13 protein-coding genes are annotated in these 13,243 nt (G+C 41.4%); 11 read left to right on the top strand and 2 right to left on the bottom strand.

Features of this window, described 5'->3' with window-relative positions; all coding sequences use genetic code 11:
- Positions 1–116: 116 nt before the first annotated feature.
- From galE to SLH46_RS20510, 8 genes are all read left to right on the top strand, one after another.
- Complete coding sequence (gene galE, locus SLH46_RS20545) at positions 117–1,145, top strand: UDP-glucose 4-epimerase GalE (RefSeq protein WP_320283104.1); 1,029 nt, start codon at positions 117–119, stop codon at positions 1,143–1,145.
- 42 nt (positions 1,146–1,187) lie between these two features.
- Entirely contained in the window at positions 1,188–1,688 is a 501-nt protein-coding gene (locus SLH46_RS20540; protein WP_320283103.1) for a hypothetical protein, read from the top strand.
- 29 nt (positions 1,689–1,717) lie between these two features.
- Entirely contained in the window at positions 1,718–2,773 is a 1,056-nt protein-coding gene (gene rfbB, locus SLH46_RS20535) for a dTDP-glucose 4,6-dehydratase (protein ID WP_320283102.1), read from the top strand.
- 57 nt (positions 2,774–2,830) lie between these two features.
- The gene (locus SLH46_RS20530; protein ID WP_320283101.1) at positions 2,831–3,238 is read left to right on the top strand and encodes a hypothetical protein; all 408 of its coding nucleotides are present in this window, start codon (positions 2,831–2,833) and stop codon (positions 3,236–3,238) included.
- A gap of 154 nt (positions 3,239–3,392) precedes the next feature.
- Positions 3,393–3,863: a lipocalin family protein gene (locus SLH46_RS20525; protein WP_320283100.1), complete on the top strand. Its 471-nt coding sequence runs from the start codon at positions 3,393–3,395 to the stop codon at positions 3,861–3,863.
- Between the two features lie 10 nt (positions 3,864–3,873).
- Complete coding sequence (locus SLH46_RS20520) at positions 3,874–4,560, top strand: OmpA family protein (RefSeq protein ID WP_320283099.1); 687 nt, start codon at positions 3,874–3,876, stop codon at positions 4,558–4,560.
- Positions 4,561–4,734: 174 nt separating this feature from the next.
- Entirely contained in the window at positions 4,735–5,352 is a 618-nt protein-coding gene (locus tag SLH46_RS20515) for a 30S ribosomal protein S16 (RefSeq protein WP_320283098.1), read from the top strand.
- 720 nt (positions 5,353–6,072) lie between these two features.
- Entirely contained in the window at positions 6,073–6,600 is a 528-nt protein-coding gene (locus SLH46_RS20510; protein ID WP_320283097.1) for a ribosome maturation factor RimM, read from the top strand.
- On the opposite strand, the gene SLH46_RS20505 is transcribed toward SLH46_RS20510, so the two are convergent.
- Positions 6,574–7,008: an acyl-CoA thioesterase gene (locus SLH46_RS20505; protein ID WP_320283096.1), complete on the bottom strand. Its 435-nt coding sequence runs from the start codon at positions 7,006–7,008 to the stop codon at positions 6,574–6,576. The two genes, SLH46_RS20510 and SLH46_RS20505, sit on opposite strands and share 27 nt — an antisense overlap.
- Before the next feature lie 190 nt (positions 7,009–7,198).
- Between SLH46_RS20505 and SLH46_RS20500 the strand changes: the two genes are divergently transcribed.
- The 3 genes from SLH46_RS20500 (at position 7,199) to SLH46_RS20490 (ending at position 12,600) form a co-directional block, all read left to right on the top strand.
- Positions 7,199–7,903: a head GIN domain-containing protein gene (locus SLH46_RS20500; protein WP_320283095.1), complete on the top strand. Its 705-nt coding sequence runs from the start codon at positions 7,199–7,201 to the stop codon at positions 7,901–7,903.
- Positions 7,904–8,252: 349 nt separating this feature from the next.
- On the top strand, positions 8,253–11,279 hold the full coding sequence (locus SLH46_RS20495) for an amidohydrolase family protein (RefSeq protein ID WP_320283094.1): 3,027 nt from the start codon (positions 8,253–8,255) through the stop codon (positions 11,277–11,279).
- A 16-nt stretch (positions 11,280–11,295) separates the two neighbouring features.
- A complete protein-coding gene (locus SLH46_RS20490; RefSeq protein ID WP_320283093.1) occupies positions 11,296–12,600 on the top strand; it encodes an amidohydrolase family protein in 1,305 nt (434 codons plus the stop codon).
- Between the two features lie 56 nt (positions 12,601–12,656).
- Here the strand turns inward: SLH46_RS20490 and SLH46_RS20485 are convergent, their stop codons facing one another.
- Positions 12,657–13,220: an L-threonylcarbamoyladenylate synthase gene (locus SLH46_RS20485; protein ID WP_320283092.1), complete on the bottom strand. Its 564-nt coding sequence runs from the start codon at positions 13,218–13,220 to the stop codon at positions 12,657–12,659.
- Between the last annotated feature and the right edge of the window lie 23 nt (positions 13,221–13,243).

Below are 13,243 nucleotides of genomic sequence, written 5' to 3'. Positions count from 1 at the left end.
TAAAGTAAACTGCAACTGCCCTAAAATTAAGTTTTTACAAAAGCCTGGCCGTCAAGTGTAGAAACTGTAGATTTCGACATCTAATTTTCCTACTTTTGCGACTCAAATCAAAAACTATGGCAAAAAAGATTTTAGTTACAGGCGGAACCGGATATATTGGTTCGCATACGGTTGTTGAATTACAGGCTTCGGGTTATGATGTTGTAATAGTAGACGACCTTTCAAATTCAAGTATCGATGTACTTGATAATATTGAGAAAATTTCAGGTAAAAAACCGGCATTCGAACAGTTTGATTTGGCGGATGCAACAAAAACCGACGAGTTTTTTAGCCGAAATTCTGATATTCAAGCAATCATTCATTTTGCAGCTTCGAAAGCGGTTGGCGAATCAGTTGAAAAACCATTGTTGTATTACCGAAACAACCTGGTTTCGCTGATGAATCTGTTGGATTGTCAACTTAAGTATGGGGTGGCGAACATCGTTTTCTCATCTTCGTGTACGGTTTACGGGCAGCCGGAAGTTTTACCGGTAACCGAAGATACACCGCGAAAAGATGCCGAGTCGCCATATGGAAATACCAAACGTGTTAACGAAGATATTTTAAGCGACAGCATTGCTGCTTTTCCTCAATTAAAGGGAATTGCTTTGCGCTATTTTAACCCGATTGGCGCACATCCAACTGCACTTATTGGCGAACTTCCGTTAGGAGTTCCTCAAAACTTGGTGCCGTTTATTACACAAACTGCCGCCGGTTTGCGCGACGAATTAAAAGTGTTTGGCGATGATTACGATACAGTGGATGGATCGGCAGTTCGCGATTATATTAACGTGGTTGATTTGGCGAAAGCGCACGTAGTTGCCATCGAGCGACTGCTGGAAGGCAAAAACAAAAAGAACTACGAAATCTTTAACCTGGGAACAGGAAACGGTTTGTCGGTACTGGAAATTGTAAACGGTTTCGAGAAAGCGACAGGTGTAAAACTGAATTACAAAATTGTTGGTCGTCGTGCCGGCGATATTGAAAAGATTTGGGCCGATACCACTTTTGCCAACGAAGAACTGGGCTGGAAAGCTGAAAAAGGAACAGAAGAAACCTTACTTTCGGCCTGGAACTGGGAGAAAAAGGTGCGTGGAATAAAATAATAATTATGATGGTTTTCTCGTTGTTAGAGAAAACCATCATAAATGTCCCGATTCATAACACTCCTCATTATTGTTCTTCCATTTTTATGCAATTGCCAGGAGAAGAAAAATTATCTTTCCATAGAAGGGGGAGGTGTTGGACTGGTTGCGTCGGCAAACGTTGGAAGAACTATTTTTACCCACGAACGCTTTAAAGTTATTTCGCAAATTGGTTTAGGATGGACCCCAAAAACCGCTCACTCAGACTGGCCTTTTAATGTGCCGTTTCAGCTTACCTGTAATTTTGGTAACCGCGATTTTTTTTTCGAAGCCGGATTTGGCACTACACTGGTTTTTAAATCGATGTTAGATTATCCGAATTCAGAAAATTATTGTACTGGTTTATACGCAAGCCCTGTTTTCGGTTTCAGACACGAGGGTGAAAAAGTTTTTACGAGGTTTTATGGCTGTTTGCCAATCAGTTTAAGCAGTCAGCATTTGAGTGATGATGTTACCGCTGATTTTATTAAATTTGGCATCGCTATAGGAACACGTTTTAAGTAAATAGAAGAAATTCATTGAACAGACACATTATGAACAAAACAATACTGATTACAGGAGGTGCGGGTTTTATCGGATCGCACGTGGTTCGTTTATTTGTAAATAACTACCCCGATTATAAAATTGTAAACCTCGACAAACTGACCTACGCCGGTAATCTCAATAATTTAAAAGATATTGAAGACAAGCCCAATTACGAGTTTGTAAAAGGCGATATTGTTGACAGCGAGTTTATCCAAAAACTGTTTGAAGAACGTCAGTTTGATGGAGTGATCCATTTGGCTGCCGAGTCGCATGTCGATCGTTCAATTTCGAATCCAACAGAGTTTGTGTTTACCAACGTAATTGGTACCGTTAATTTGCTAAACGCTGCAAAACACATCTGGAAAGACAATTTTGAAGGAAAACGTTTCTACCACATTTCAACCGATGAGGTTTATGGTTCGCTGGGCGAAGAGGGAATGTTTACCGAAGAAACTGCTTACGATCCGCACAGTCCGTATTCGGCATCAAAAGCCAGTTCCGATCATTTTGTACGTGCCTACAACGATACTTTTGGTGTGCCAACGGTAATTTCAAACTGCTCGAATAACTATGGTTCGTTCCAGTTTCCGGAGAAGTTAATTCCGTTGTTCATTCATAATATTAAAAACAATAAGCCGCTGCCGGTTTATGGTAAAGGCGAAAACGTTCGCGACTGGCTTTGGGTGGTAGATCATGCCCGTGCTATCGATGTAATTTATCACAAAGGCGAAACTGGCGAAACCTATAATATTGGCGGTTTTAACGAATGGACAAACATTGACCTGATTCGTGTGATGTGCCGTAAAATGGATGAAAAACTTGGACGTTCGGAAGGTGAGTCGGAAAAACTGATCACTTATGTGAAAGACCGTGCCGGTCACGATTTACGTTATGCGATTGATGCTACAAAAATTAAAAACGAACTGGGCTGGGAACCATCGTTGCAGTTTGAGGAAGGTATTGAAAAGACCATCGACTGGTACCTCGAAAATACCGATTGGCTCGAAAATGTAACCTCAGGCGATTACCAAAAATACTACGAACAACAGTACGTAAAAAGATAATTGATAAAAAGCAGATGCTCTTACTGAGAGGGCATCTGTAAATAACATACACACCAAATGAACGACTTGCCTCTGAATGAATTAATCGAACATTTTTTAGATGAAAGGAGAAATGGGAAGGATTACTCCGCTATTAGAAATGAGCTTAATAACAGGGGATTGGAAGAGTCTGTGGTGAAAAATATTTTGCGTGATATTGATCGACAAATTCTTCTGGAAGATCAAATAAAGGTTCAAAGAACGGGAACAAATGAAATGATCTGGATTGGCTTAGTGCTTATCGTAATTGGAATTGTAATAACAATTGGATCATTAGTTGGTATCTTCAATATTGGGAATTCAATTATTGTAAATTATGGGCCGGTTGTTGCCGGTGTCGGAATATTTTTAACGGGTATTAGAAGACGAAAACGGTTGGAGTTAGTGCAAGGTCGTTTCAAAAAGGGCTTATTCAAAAAGAGATAATAATATTTTCAGATAAGAACGAAAATATTCAGAAAAGGAGATACAACATTGTGTCTCCTTTTCTGTTTTAGTGTTTGACTAGAGGATTGATTGTTGTAACTTGTACAGACACAAAAGTTCGTTCTCAAAACATACAAAATTTAAAGGCATAAACATGAAACACAAATTTCTTTTGCTGGCGCTTGTAGCTTTATTTGCCGCGTGCAGCACTACAAAACAAGTGAGAAATTCGCAAAAAGGTTTGAAGGGCAACTGGACATTGTCGTCTATCACAACCGATCAGGGGAACAAGGTGGAAATTAAAGAGTTGTTTAACCAGGCATCGCCCGATTGTTTTCAGGGTAGTGAATGGAGCTTCGTAAGCAACAACAATTCAGGAACCTATTCTTTTATGGATGTGGCTTGCGTAAACTCTACACATTCGATTAAATGGTTTATGGAAGAAGATGGGACAGACATTTATTTCTTATGGAAGTTTATTCCCGATGGCGTGAAGCCAAAAGATGTAACGGCCGGTTATAAGCTGAAATTAATTTCGGAATCGGAAACCGAATTTGTTTTGTCCCAGGATGCCTCGTTCGAGGGGAGTATCATTTCAATTTATTATCAGTTCGTAAAAAATTAAGATCACAGTTATGAAGAATACAACATTAGTGGTTCTTGTCCTTTTTGTGGCAGGATTATTTTTAAATAGTTGCAGCTCGTTGCAAAATGCAAACAGCTCGCAAAAAGGTGCAGGAATTGGTGTAGCGGCGGGGGCGGCCTTGGGTGCGTTAATTGGCGGAAAAGATAACCGTGCAGCAGGCGCATTGGTTGGCGCTGCAGTTGGCGGAGGAGCAGGTGCAATCATCGGAAAACAAATGGATAAACAAGCCGAAGAAATTGAAACGACAATGCCCGGCGCCGAGGTAGTTCGAAGCGAAGAGGGAATACAGTTGATTCTCGATGAAAATGCCGATGTGCGTTTTGGTTTTGATAGTTCGGAGTTGACAGCTGATTCAAAGGCAAACATTGGTAAACTGGTGGAGATATTCAATAAATATCACGATACCGATATTTTGGTAATCGGTCATACCGACAGTGATGGCGCAGAAACGTACAATCAAACCTTATCCGAAAAACGTGCAGCATCGGTTGTTAGTTTCCTGAAATCAAACGGAATTACGGCCTCGCGTTTAAATTCGGTTGGAATGGGTGAAACACAGCCAAGGGCTACAAACGATACCAAAGAAGGTAAAGCTCAAAACCGCAGGGTTGAGTTTACTATTACGGCTAACGAAGACATGGTAAATGCTGCAAAAGTAGAGGCTGGCGAGAATTAATTTTGAAGAAAAAATACAGAGAATACGAAGCTATTTTTTTCGTTTTCTAAGTGATAAGGATGCCATCTTTTTGAAGAGATGGCATCCTTTTTTATAAATAAAGGAGTAAAAGTTTCAGAAACAGAAATTTATACTATCTTTGCGCCACATTTTTCAAAATTAAAAAATAGAATTATGCCAGTAAAAATGAGATTAGCGCGACACGGTCGCAAACGCTACGCATACTACCACATTGTAGTAGCTGATAGCAGGGCGCCACGAGATGGCAGGTACATTGAAAGAATTGGCACGTACAATCCTAACACTGATCCTGCTACTATCGATCTCGATTTTGACAAAGCTTACGACTGGCTTGTTAAAGGCGCACAACCAACCGACACTGTAAGAGCAATTTTGTCTTACAAAGGTGTTATGTACAAAAAACACCTGATGGGTGGAGTTAAAAAAGGAGCTTTCGATGAAGCTGAAGCTGAAAAGCGTTTAGAGAGCTGGATTGCAGAAAAAGAAGCTAAAATTCAGGCAAAAGTGGACCGTTTGGCCGGTGATGCCGCTGCAGAAGTTCAAAAACAACTGGAAGCTGAGAAGAAAATCAACGAAGAAAGAGCTGCCGCTATTGCTGCAAGAGAAGCAGAATTAGCTGCTGAAGCTCAAGCTGCTGTTGCTGAAGAAGAAGCAGAAGCCGCTGAAGAAGCTGCAGAAGAAGTAGCCGCTGAAGTTGAAGAAACTCCGGAAGCTGAAGCACCTACTGTTGAAGAGGAAGCTTCGGAAGAAGAAAAAGGTGCGGAATCTTAAGAAAGAGAACTCATCTTATTATAGAAAACCACTTGCCTTTCGGCAGGTGGTTTTTTTGTGTTTATACACTTCGTTTAACCTCTTTTGAATCACCTGCGAAATTGGTGGGTGACAATTTTGAGACAACAGTGAAACTGCTGTTGTTTTCTGCCTGCCGGCGGCCTTCATTTTTGTCTTGACACAAAAACGAAGCAAAAAGCTCAAGGCAGCTTTTGATCCTTCCCCTCCGTTATCATAAAACCCAAGTTCGGACGGGTGATCTCCTCGATCCCTCGGAGCTTCCCGCTCTCACTAAGGTTTTATTTCAACTTCGGGCAACGACCAAAAGAGGCCGTTCAGTTATGCGATGTCAGCTACATCGTCGCCTGGCCTCGGCCGGTGAACCGGAAAACAAGTGGTGACAGCGTTAAAAAATTACTGCTGCTGAGGAGGTACGACGAGTTCAGGAATTTTAGCTGGCATCGCGTAGCTTTTCAGAGTGAAGTGGGCGCAGCCTTGGGTTTTCTGTCTACTGTTTGGGCTAAGCCAAAGAGTAGAATCTGCCCGATAGGGCAAAAGGATATTTCCCACGTTTGTAGCTTATTTATTATTGAAGTATGGCATATTCTTCTCCTCCGAATTTTACGATTGATCCCTCTTTTCCAAAAAATTATGTTGCAATTTTTTGGAACTTTCTGCTTATAACTACCGTTTCAAGGGAAAATGCTTTACATTTGAAGTATGGAAACGATACCAAAAACCGATTGCCAAAAAGTTGGATTCTTCAGAAAAACGCATGGCGTTCATGGCGAAGTAGTCCTTGAGTTTGACGAACAGTTTGAATATTCGGTGGAAGAATGCGACCGCTTTTTTATTGAACTGGATGGTTTACTCGTTCCGTTTTTTGTAGAAAAGGATGGTTTCCGTTTCCGGTCATCGAAATCAGCCATTGTAAAGTTCGATTGGGTAGATGACGAAAAATACGCCAAGCGCCTGATCGGTGCCGGAGCTTATTTGTTTCACTCCGAAATTATCGACGAGCAGGAAGAGAGCGAATCGACGTTTGAAGGCCTGATGCTAATTGATAGTAAGTTGGGTGAGATTGGTGTTATCGATCAGGTTGATGATTATTCAGGAAATATTGTTTTTACAGTTTCGTATCGGGGCGAGGAGCTGTTAATTCCATTTCACGAAGAGATGCTGGTTTCGTACAGCGAGAACGAAGGCTCGATTACATTAAAACTACCCGACGGAATTATCGACGCTTAATTTAGGCTCAAACTCCATAAATTTCTTCCTCCAAACTTCCGGAATAGGTTCCGAAACTCTTGCTTTCATATCAAAACAAACCATTACCGATTTGCAAATCGCCACCGGCTCCTGACTATTTTGTTTGTATACAGCTTGTGTCATTTCAAGACTTTTATCGCCAAGCGACGAAACCACAGTCTCCACATGAATCTGATCCTCTAAAAAGGTGGGTTGCATGTAATCCACTTTTATCGAAGCAATAATCAATCCCTTGTGCGTCCAGCTAATCAGGTCGCCCAAAACAGTTCCGAAATATTTTAAACGCGCCAGATCAAAAAACTCCTGGTATTTGGCGTTGTACACATGGCCCATCAGGTCGATGTCGTTAAACCGAATCTGTACCGGTACAATATGTTCCTGTTTCATGAAATTCGTTGTTTATTGAAATAAAGGTGCAATTTTTTTTGCCCGGTGTGCAACTTTATGCAGGTTTACCCGTCATTAAAACGTTATAATAATATTGGCAAACCGGTGTTTCTGTAGAGAAGGAATAACGTGGTCGGCTGATATTTTTAAGACTGAAGAATTTAAAATCGAAAATTTAAATAGTAATTACATGAAAACTAGAGTTTTATTTTTGAGCCTGTTCGTTATGGGCTTATTTATTGCCTCAACAGTTCAGGCAGAAGAAGAAACACGCGATGTATCCAGTTTTTCGGAAATCAGTTTGCGCATTCCGGCTACCGTTCATCTCACGCAAGGTAGTCCGCAAAGCATCAGTATCGAAGCAAAACAGTCTACTCTTGAAGATATTATTACCGAAGTAAACGGCAATAAACTGGTGATCCGTTTTCCCGGGAAAAGTATTTTTCAACGCAATTACAATCCCGGCAAAATTGATATTTATATCACAGTGCCTGATGTTAGCGGATTGGGAATTTCAGGATCGGGCGATATTTTAGCCGACGAAATTAATGCACGAATTATTGATCTGGCTGTGAGTGGAAGCGGAAATATTGAAATTGAAAATCTCTCATCAAAGAAAGTAAAAGGTTCGATTTCTGGTTCGGGTAATATCCAAATTGAAGGCGACGGTGTTGCAGATGAACTTTCAGTTTCAATTTCGGGTTCAGGAAACTTTAAAGGTGCCGGATTTGAAGCCGAAGAAGTTACGGTTAACACATCAGGATCGGGTAATTCCGACGTGAAATCAAACGGTTCGGTAAAAGCACGAATCGCCGGTTCAGGAAGTGTTTATTATAAAGGAAATCCAAGTATCGATGCTTCGGTTGCCGGTTCGGGAAGAGTGAAGAGCATGTAAGCAGAATAAAATATTCACTATATCAAAAATACCATCCGTCGGCTGACGGATGGTATTTTTTTATGTATTCACTTCATTTAATGAGAAAAATCATGTTATAGCAAGGGTGTTGTCAAAGTGTTCAGGAATTGTGTGAAATTATTCGTGAAAGTATTGAAATAGATGTCCCCTGGTGTCAATAATTCGTATATTATGATAATTTTGTTTCATAATGTCAGAAGGATGATTGGTCAAGTGTGAAATTATCAACCGTTCTGACGAATCAACTTTATAAACCTAAGACCAAAATACGATTATCATTTCTAATCGAATGTTGTGAATTCTTAAGTTTCAAAAAAACATAATGTCAATGAAAAAAACTGTTAGTTTAATTTTTGCTGTACTCTTTTTTGTCAGCGCTCAGGCCCAGAGTCTATCGCCTGTTTTAGGTGTTGGCGACGAACGGGCAGAGGTTTATGCATTTACCAATGCAACGGTAGTTGCCGATTATCAAACGGTGATAAAAGATGCCGTGATGATTATTAAGAAGGGTAAAATTGTAGATGTTGGGAAGAATGTTTCGGTTCCAAAAGATGCGCTAGTGATCGATCTGGAAGGGAAGTACATTTATCCTTCGTTTATTGATTTGTTTACCGAATATGGAATTAGTAAAAAAGCCCAGTCGGCATCTGGACCGCGTTCCTATTTTATGCGGCCACAAAATTTTGAGTCGCCAAATGGTGGGCCATATTACTGGAACGATGCCATAAAATCTTATGTAAGTGCTGTTGAGTCGTTTCATGTAAACGATAAAGATGCCACCGATTTCCGCAAAGCCGGTTTTGGTACGGTACTTTCTCAAAAGCAGGATGGAATTATGCGGGGAGCTGCCACACTGGTTGCCCTGCTTGAAGGAAAAGAAACGCAGGCCGTTTTAAAAGGTAAAGCAGCCAGTGGTTATTCGTTCGATAAGGGAAGTTCGCAGATGAATTATCCAAGTTCGTTGATGGGATCGTTTGCCCTGTTACGTCAGACCTTTTATGATGCTGAATGGTATGCTTCAAACACCGATAAAAGTATTTATGATGCTTCGCTTGAAGCTGTAAACGAAAACCTCATGCTTCCTTCGGTTTTTCAGGTTCGCGATAAAATTAATTTGTTGGATGTGGCCAAACTCGGGACGGAGTTCGATATCGATTTTTGTATGAAAGGTAATGGCGACGAGTACCAATTGCTAGACGACGTAGCTGCAACCGGAGCATCGGTAATTGTGCCGCTAAATTTCCCGGAAGCACCTGATGTTACTGATCCTTATAAGGCTATTTTGGTTCCGCTGGAAGATTTAAAACACTGGGAACTGGCTCCATACAACGCAGGAAGATTGGCTGAAGCCGATGTAAATATTGCATTTACCACCGATGGCTTAAAGGATAAAAAACAATTCAGAACGAATTTGCTGAAAGCCATTGAATGTGGGTTGTCGAAGGAAGATGCTTTGAAAGCATTGACTGAAGCTCCGGCAAAAATGATCGGTTGCGACGACATGTTGGGATCGCTCGAAAGTGGTAAACTGGCAAATTTCTTGATTACTTCGGATGAAATCTTTTCTTCAGACTGTGTGATTTACGAAAACTGGGTGAAAGGGAAAAAATACATCATCGCAGATAGTAAGTTGCCCGAGTTAATCGGCGATTACACCCTGGCGCTGAGCAACGATGAAAGTTATACCATTTCAATTGAAGGAAAACCAACATCATATTCACTAAAAATAAAAAGCGGTGAAGACAAAAGTCAATCAGGAAAAATCAGTGTTACAGAGAATTTGATTTCATTGTCGTTTCCAAAAGATGAGGAATGGACAAGACTTTCGGGCTGGATAAAAGACGATGTTTTGGCTGGAACAGGAATTCTTCCAAACGGAAAAAACATTACCTGGAAAATGACGCTGGATAAAGCCGGTGAAGAGAACGCGGATAAAAAGAAAGACGAAGAAGTTGCTGTGCCCGGTAAAGTTATTTACCCGTTTGTGGCTTACGGAAACGAGGTGAAACCACAGTACAAGGATTATATAATCAAGAATGCCACTGTTTGGACGATGGAGGATGATGGTATTCTTGAAAATGCCGATGTGTTGGTGAAAGACGGAAAAATTGCCAAGGTTGGAAAAGATTTAAAAGCCGGCAATGTTTGGGAAATTGACGGAACAGGAATGCACGTAACTCCAGGAATTATTGACGAACACTCGCATATGGCGTTGAACGGAACCAACGAAGGATCGAATGCCATTACTTCGGAAGTTCAGATGCGCGATGTATTGAATCCGGAAGACCTGACTATTTATCGTCAGTTGGCAGGTGGAGTAACAACTTCGCATTTGCTGCACGGTTCGGCTAACCCAATCGGTGGACAGTCAGTACTGATCAAATTGCGCTGGGGAGCTACTTCAGATGAAATTGTGGTAAAAGATCAGGTTGGATTTTTGAAGCATGCTTTGGGCGAAAACGTAAAACAATCGCGGATGCCGGTTAGTAGTCGTTTCCCGCTTACCCGAATGGGAGTGGAGCAGTCGATTAAAGATGTTTATACCCGCGCAAAAGAATACCAGCAAAAATGGGATGCATACAACGCGCTTTCAGAAAGTGAAAAAGCATCGGCACAGGCGCCAAGAAAAGATTTACAGCTGGATGCCATTGTTGATGAGTTCACCGGAAAAAGTTTTATGGCTTGCCATACTTACGTGCAGAGCGAAACAAATATGATTATGAAACTGGCACAGGAATTTGGTATAAAACCACATACTTTAATTCACAATACAGAAGGCTATAAAGTGGCCGATAAAATGGCCGAGGCCGGTGCTGCCGGTAGTGTTTTTGCCGATTGGTGGATCTACAAATACGAGGTTTACGATGCCATTACATACAACGCCGCTCTTCAGCATAACGAGGGAGTGTTGGTTTGTATCAACTCCGACGACCAGGAAATGGGACGTCGCCTGAATCAGGAAGCTGCCAAAACGGTAAAATACGGAGGACTGTCTGAAATTGAAGCGATGGAGCTGGTAACAAAAAATCCTGCAAAAATCCTGCATCTCGACGACAGAATGGGAACGCTTAAACCGGGAAAAGATGCGGATATGGTGCTGTGGACGGATCATCCGCTTTCAGTTTATGCCATGCCTTCAAAAACCTTTGTTGACGGCATTCCATACTTCGACGGGGAGAAAGATAAGGAAATGTATCAGTCGATTCAGGAAGAACGTTCGCGTATTGTGAATAAGATATTAGCTAAAGGTGGCGGTACAAAGGGTGGTCCGGGAATGAAACGGGCGCCGATGCATGTTAACGACCAGTACCTGTATGACGATGAAGATATTACCGGTTTTACCATTGATGAATAATCAAAATACGACAAAAATGAAGACGATATTAAAAAATATAACTATCACAATTTTATTTGTGAGTGTGGCATTTGCAGGTTTTGCCCAGGTTCCGGCTCCGGCGCCTGCACAAGAAGAAGCCATTGTGTTGACAGGGGCAACTGCACATCTCGGAACTGGCGAAGTAATTGAAAATGCTGCCATCGCTTTTGATAAAGGCAAGCTGACTTTTGTAGGGAAAGCTTCCGATTTAGGGAGTGATTTTTCAGCCTATAAAACGATTGATGTTGCTGGAAAAGAAGTTTATCCGGGATTAATTTTAATGGCTTCGCAGATAGGTTTAGTCGAGATTGAAGGCGTGAAAGCAACAATGGATAATAACGAAACCGGAGAGCTAAATCCAAGTGTGAGATCGTGTGTTTCGTATAATACCGATTCTGAAGTTATTCCTGTTGTGCGTTCTAACGGAGTGTTGCTGACACAAGTAATTCCACAGGGTGGTATGTTGTGCGGTTTATCATCGGTGATGAATATGGATGCATGGAATTACGAAGATGCTCTGTATTCAGCAGATGAAGGAATGTGGCTTTCGTGGCCATCGTATTACCGCAGAAGAGGTTATGGAGGTAACGCCACCATGGAAGAAAATAAGAACTATGCCGAAAGTGTGGAAAAACTGAAAAGTATTTTCCAGGAAGCAAAAGTCTATACCCGTTCGCCCGTAAATTCGAAACTGGCAGCCATGCAGGGACTTTTCGATGGGTCCACCATTTTATACATTCAGGCCGGTTATGTGAAATCGGTAATCGAGAGTATCACTTTTGCAAAAAAGATGGGTGTTAAAAAGATCGTTTTGGCCGATGCCGATGAGGATGCGTTAATGGTGAAAGATTTTCTGAAAGAAAACGATATTCCGGTTATTTGTGCGCACATTCACCGTTTGCCAAAACGTAAAGATTCGTACACAAAAGCGCCTTATGAAATGGCTGCACGTTTTACCGAAGCAGGTATTTTGGCCGCTCTAACCTACGAAACTGAAGCCTACAGTATGAATCTTCCGTTTGTTGCCGGTCAGGGTGTTGCCTATGGTTTAAGCAAAGAAGAAGCGCTAAAAACCGTTACATTAAATGCCGCAAAGATATTGGGAATCGACGATAAAGCAGGTAGCCTGGAAGTAGGAAAAGATGCGCATATTGTGGTTTCCGACGGCGATTTGCTGGACATGAGAACCAATAAAGTTCGACTGGCCTACATCAATGGTCGCGAGATCAGTCAGGATAACCGTCACAAAAGATTATATAACAAGTTCGCCACGAAATACGGACAGGAAATTGTTGAGTAATTGTAGAAATTATTGTGAGAAATGATAAAAACTGTCTCTTAAGGGGGACAGTTTTTTTATTTTCTGAGAATATCGATTTGCCCGCTCGGTCCGAGTTTTATAACGCTCGACGGTTTCGCTGGTATACGATCATCTTGTCGGTATTCCACAATATAATCAACCCCGTCTTTTATTTCATCCGCAACGTCATCAAAACATGTCGGCGATTTTTCACCACTTATATTTGCTGAGGACGAAACGATGGGCCTGCGAAAACGTTGGAGCAACTTAGTCGTAAACTCTTCTTTTGTGAAACGGATACCGATGCTTCCATCTTCAGCGATTAAATTGGCCGCCAGGTTTTTTGCGCCCGGGTAAATAACCGTTAGCGGTGTTGTACTGATCTCAACCAGATCCCAGGCAACATCAGGAACTTCATCAACATAACGATCGAGCAGCGCAGGATTTTCCATTAAAATCAACATCCTTTTTGAGTCTTTCCGTTTTTTTATCTCGTAAATGCGTTTAACAGCTTCAACGTTTGTGGCATCGCAGCCAATGCCCCAAATGGTATCGGTTGGATAAAGAATAATTCCCCCGCTTTTTAAAACTTCAACTGCCTTTTTTAAATCGTCGTACATGAAATCAACTTTTTATTGTCAAT

Source organism: Draconibacterium sp. IB214405, from assembly GCF_033963885.1.
Classification (GTDB): Bacteria; Bacteroidota; Bacteroidia; order Bacteroidales; family Prolixibacteraceae; genus Draconibacterium.
This window is presented reverse-complemented; position numbering and strand designations above follow the sequence as displayed.

Bases quoted from the DNA above. Each gene is read 5' to 3' on its own strand.
- galE (WP_320283104.1), top strand. From the start codon at position 117: ATGGCAAAAAAGATTTTAGTTACAGGCGGAACCGGATATATTGGTTCG.
- SLH46_RS20540 (WP_320283103.1), top strand. From the start codon at position 1,188: ATGTCCCGATTCATAACACTCCTCATTATTGTTCTTCCATTTTTATGC.
- rfbB (WP_320283102.1), top strand. From the start codon at position 1,718: ATGAACAAAACAATACTGATTACAGGAGGTGCGGGTTTTATCGGATCG.
- SLH46_RS20530 (WP_320283101.1), top strand. From the start codon at position 2,831: ATGAACGACTTGCCTCTGAATGAATTAATCGAACATTTTTTAGATGAA.
- SLH46_RS20525 (WP_320283100.1), top strand. From the start codon at position 3,393: ATGAAACACAAATTTCTTTTGCTGGCGCTTGTAGCTTTATTTGCCGCG.
- SLH46_RS20520 (WP_320283099.1), top strand. From the start codon at position 3,874: ATGAAGAATACAACATTAGTGGTTCTTGTCCTTTTTGTGGCAGGATTA.
- SLH46_RS20515 (WP_320283098.1), top strand. From the start codon at position 4,735: ATGCCAGTAAAAATGAGATTAGCGCGACACGGTCGCAAACGCTACGCA.
- SLH46_RS20510 (WP_320283097.1), top strand. From the start codon at position 6,073: ATGGAAACGATACCAAAAACCGATTGCCAAAAAGTTGGATTCTTCAGA.
- SLH46_RS20505 (WP_320283096.1), bottom strand. From the start codon at position 7,008: ATGAAACAGGAACATATTGTACCGGTACAGATTCGGTTTAACGACATC.
- SLH46_RS20500 (WP_320283095.1), top strand. From the start codon at position 7,199: ATGAAAACTAGAGTTTTATTTTTGAGCCTGTTCGTTATGGGCTTATTT.
- SLH46_RS20495 (WP_320283094.1), top strand. From the start codon at position 8,253: ATGAAAAAAACTGTTAGTTTAATTTTTGCTGTACTCTTTTTTGTCAGC.
- SLH46_RS20490 (WP_320283093.1), top strand. From the start codon at position 11,296: ATGAAGACGATATTAAAAAATATAACTATCACAATTTTATTTGTGAGT.
- SLH46_RS20485 (WP_320283092.1), bottom strand. From the start codon at position 13,220: ATGTACGACGATTTAAAAAAGGCAGTTGAAGTTTTAAAAAGCGGGGGA.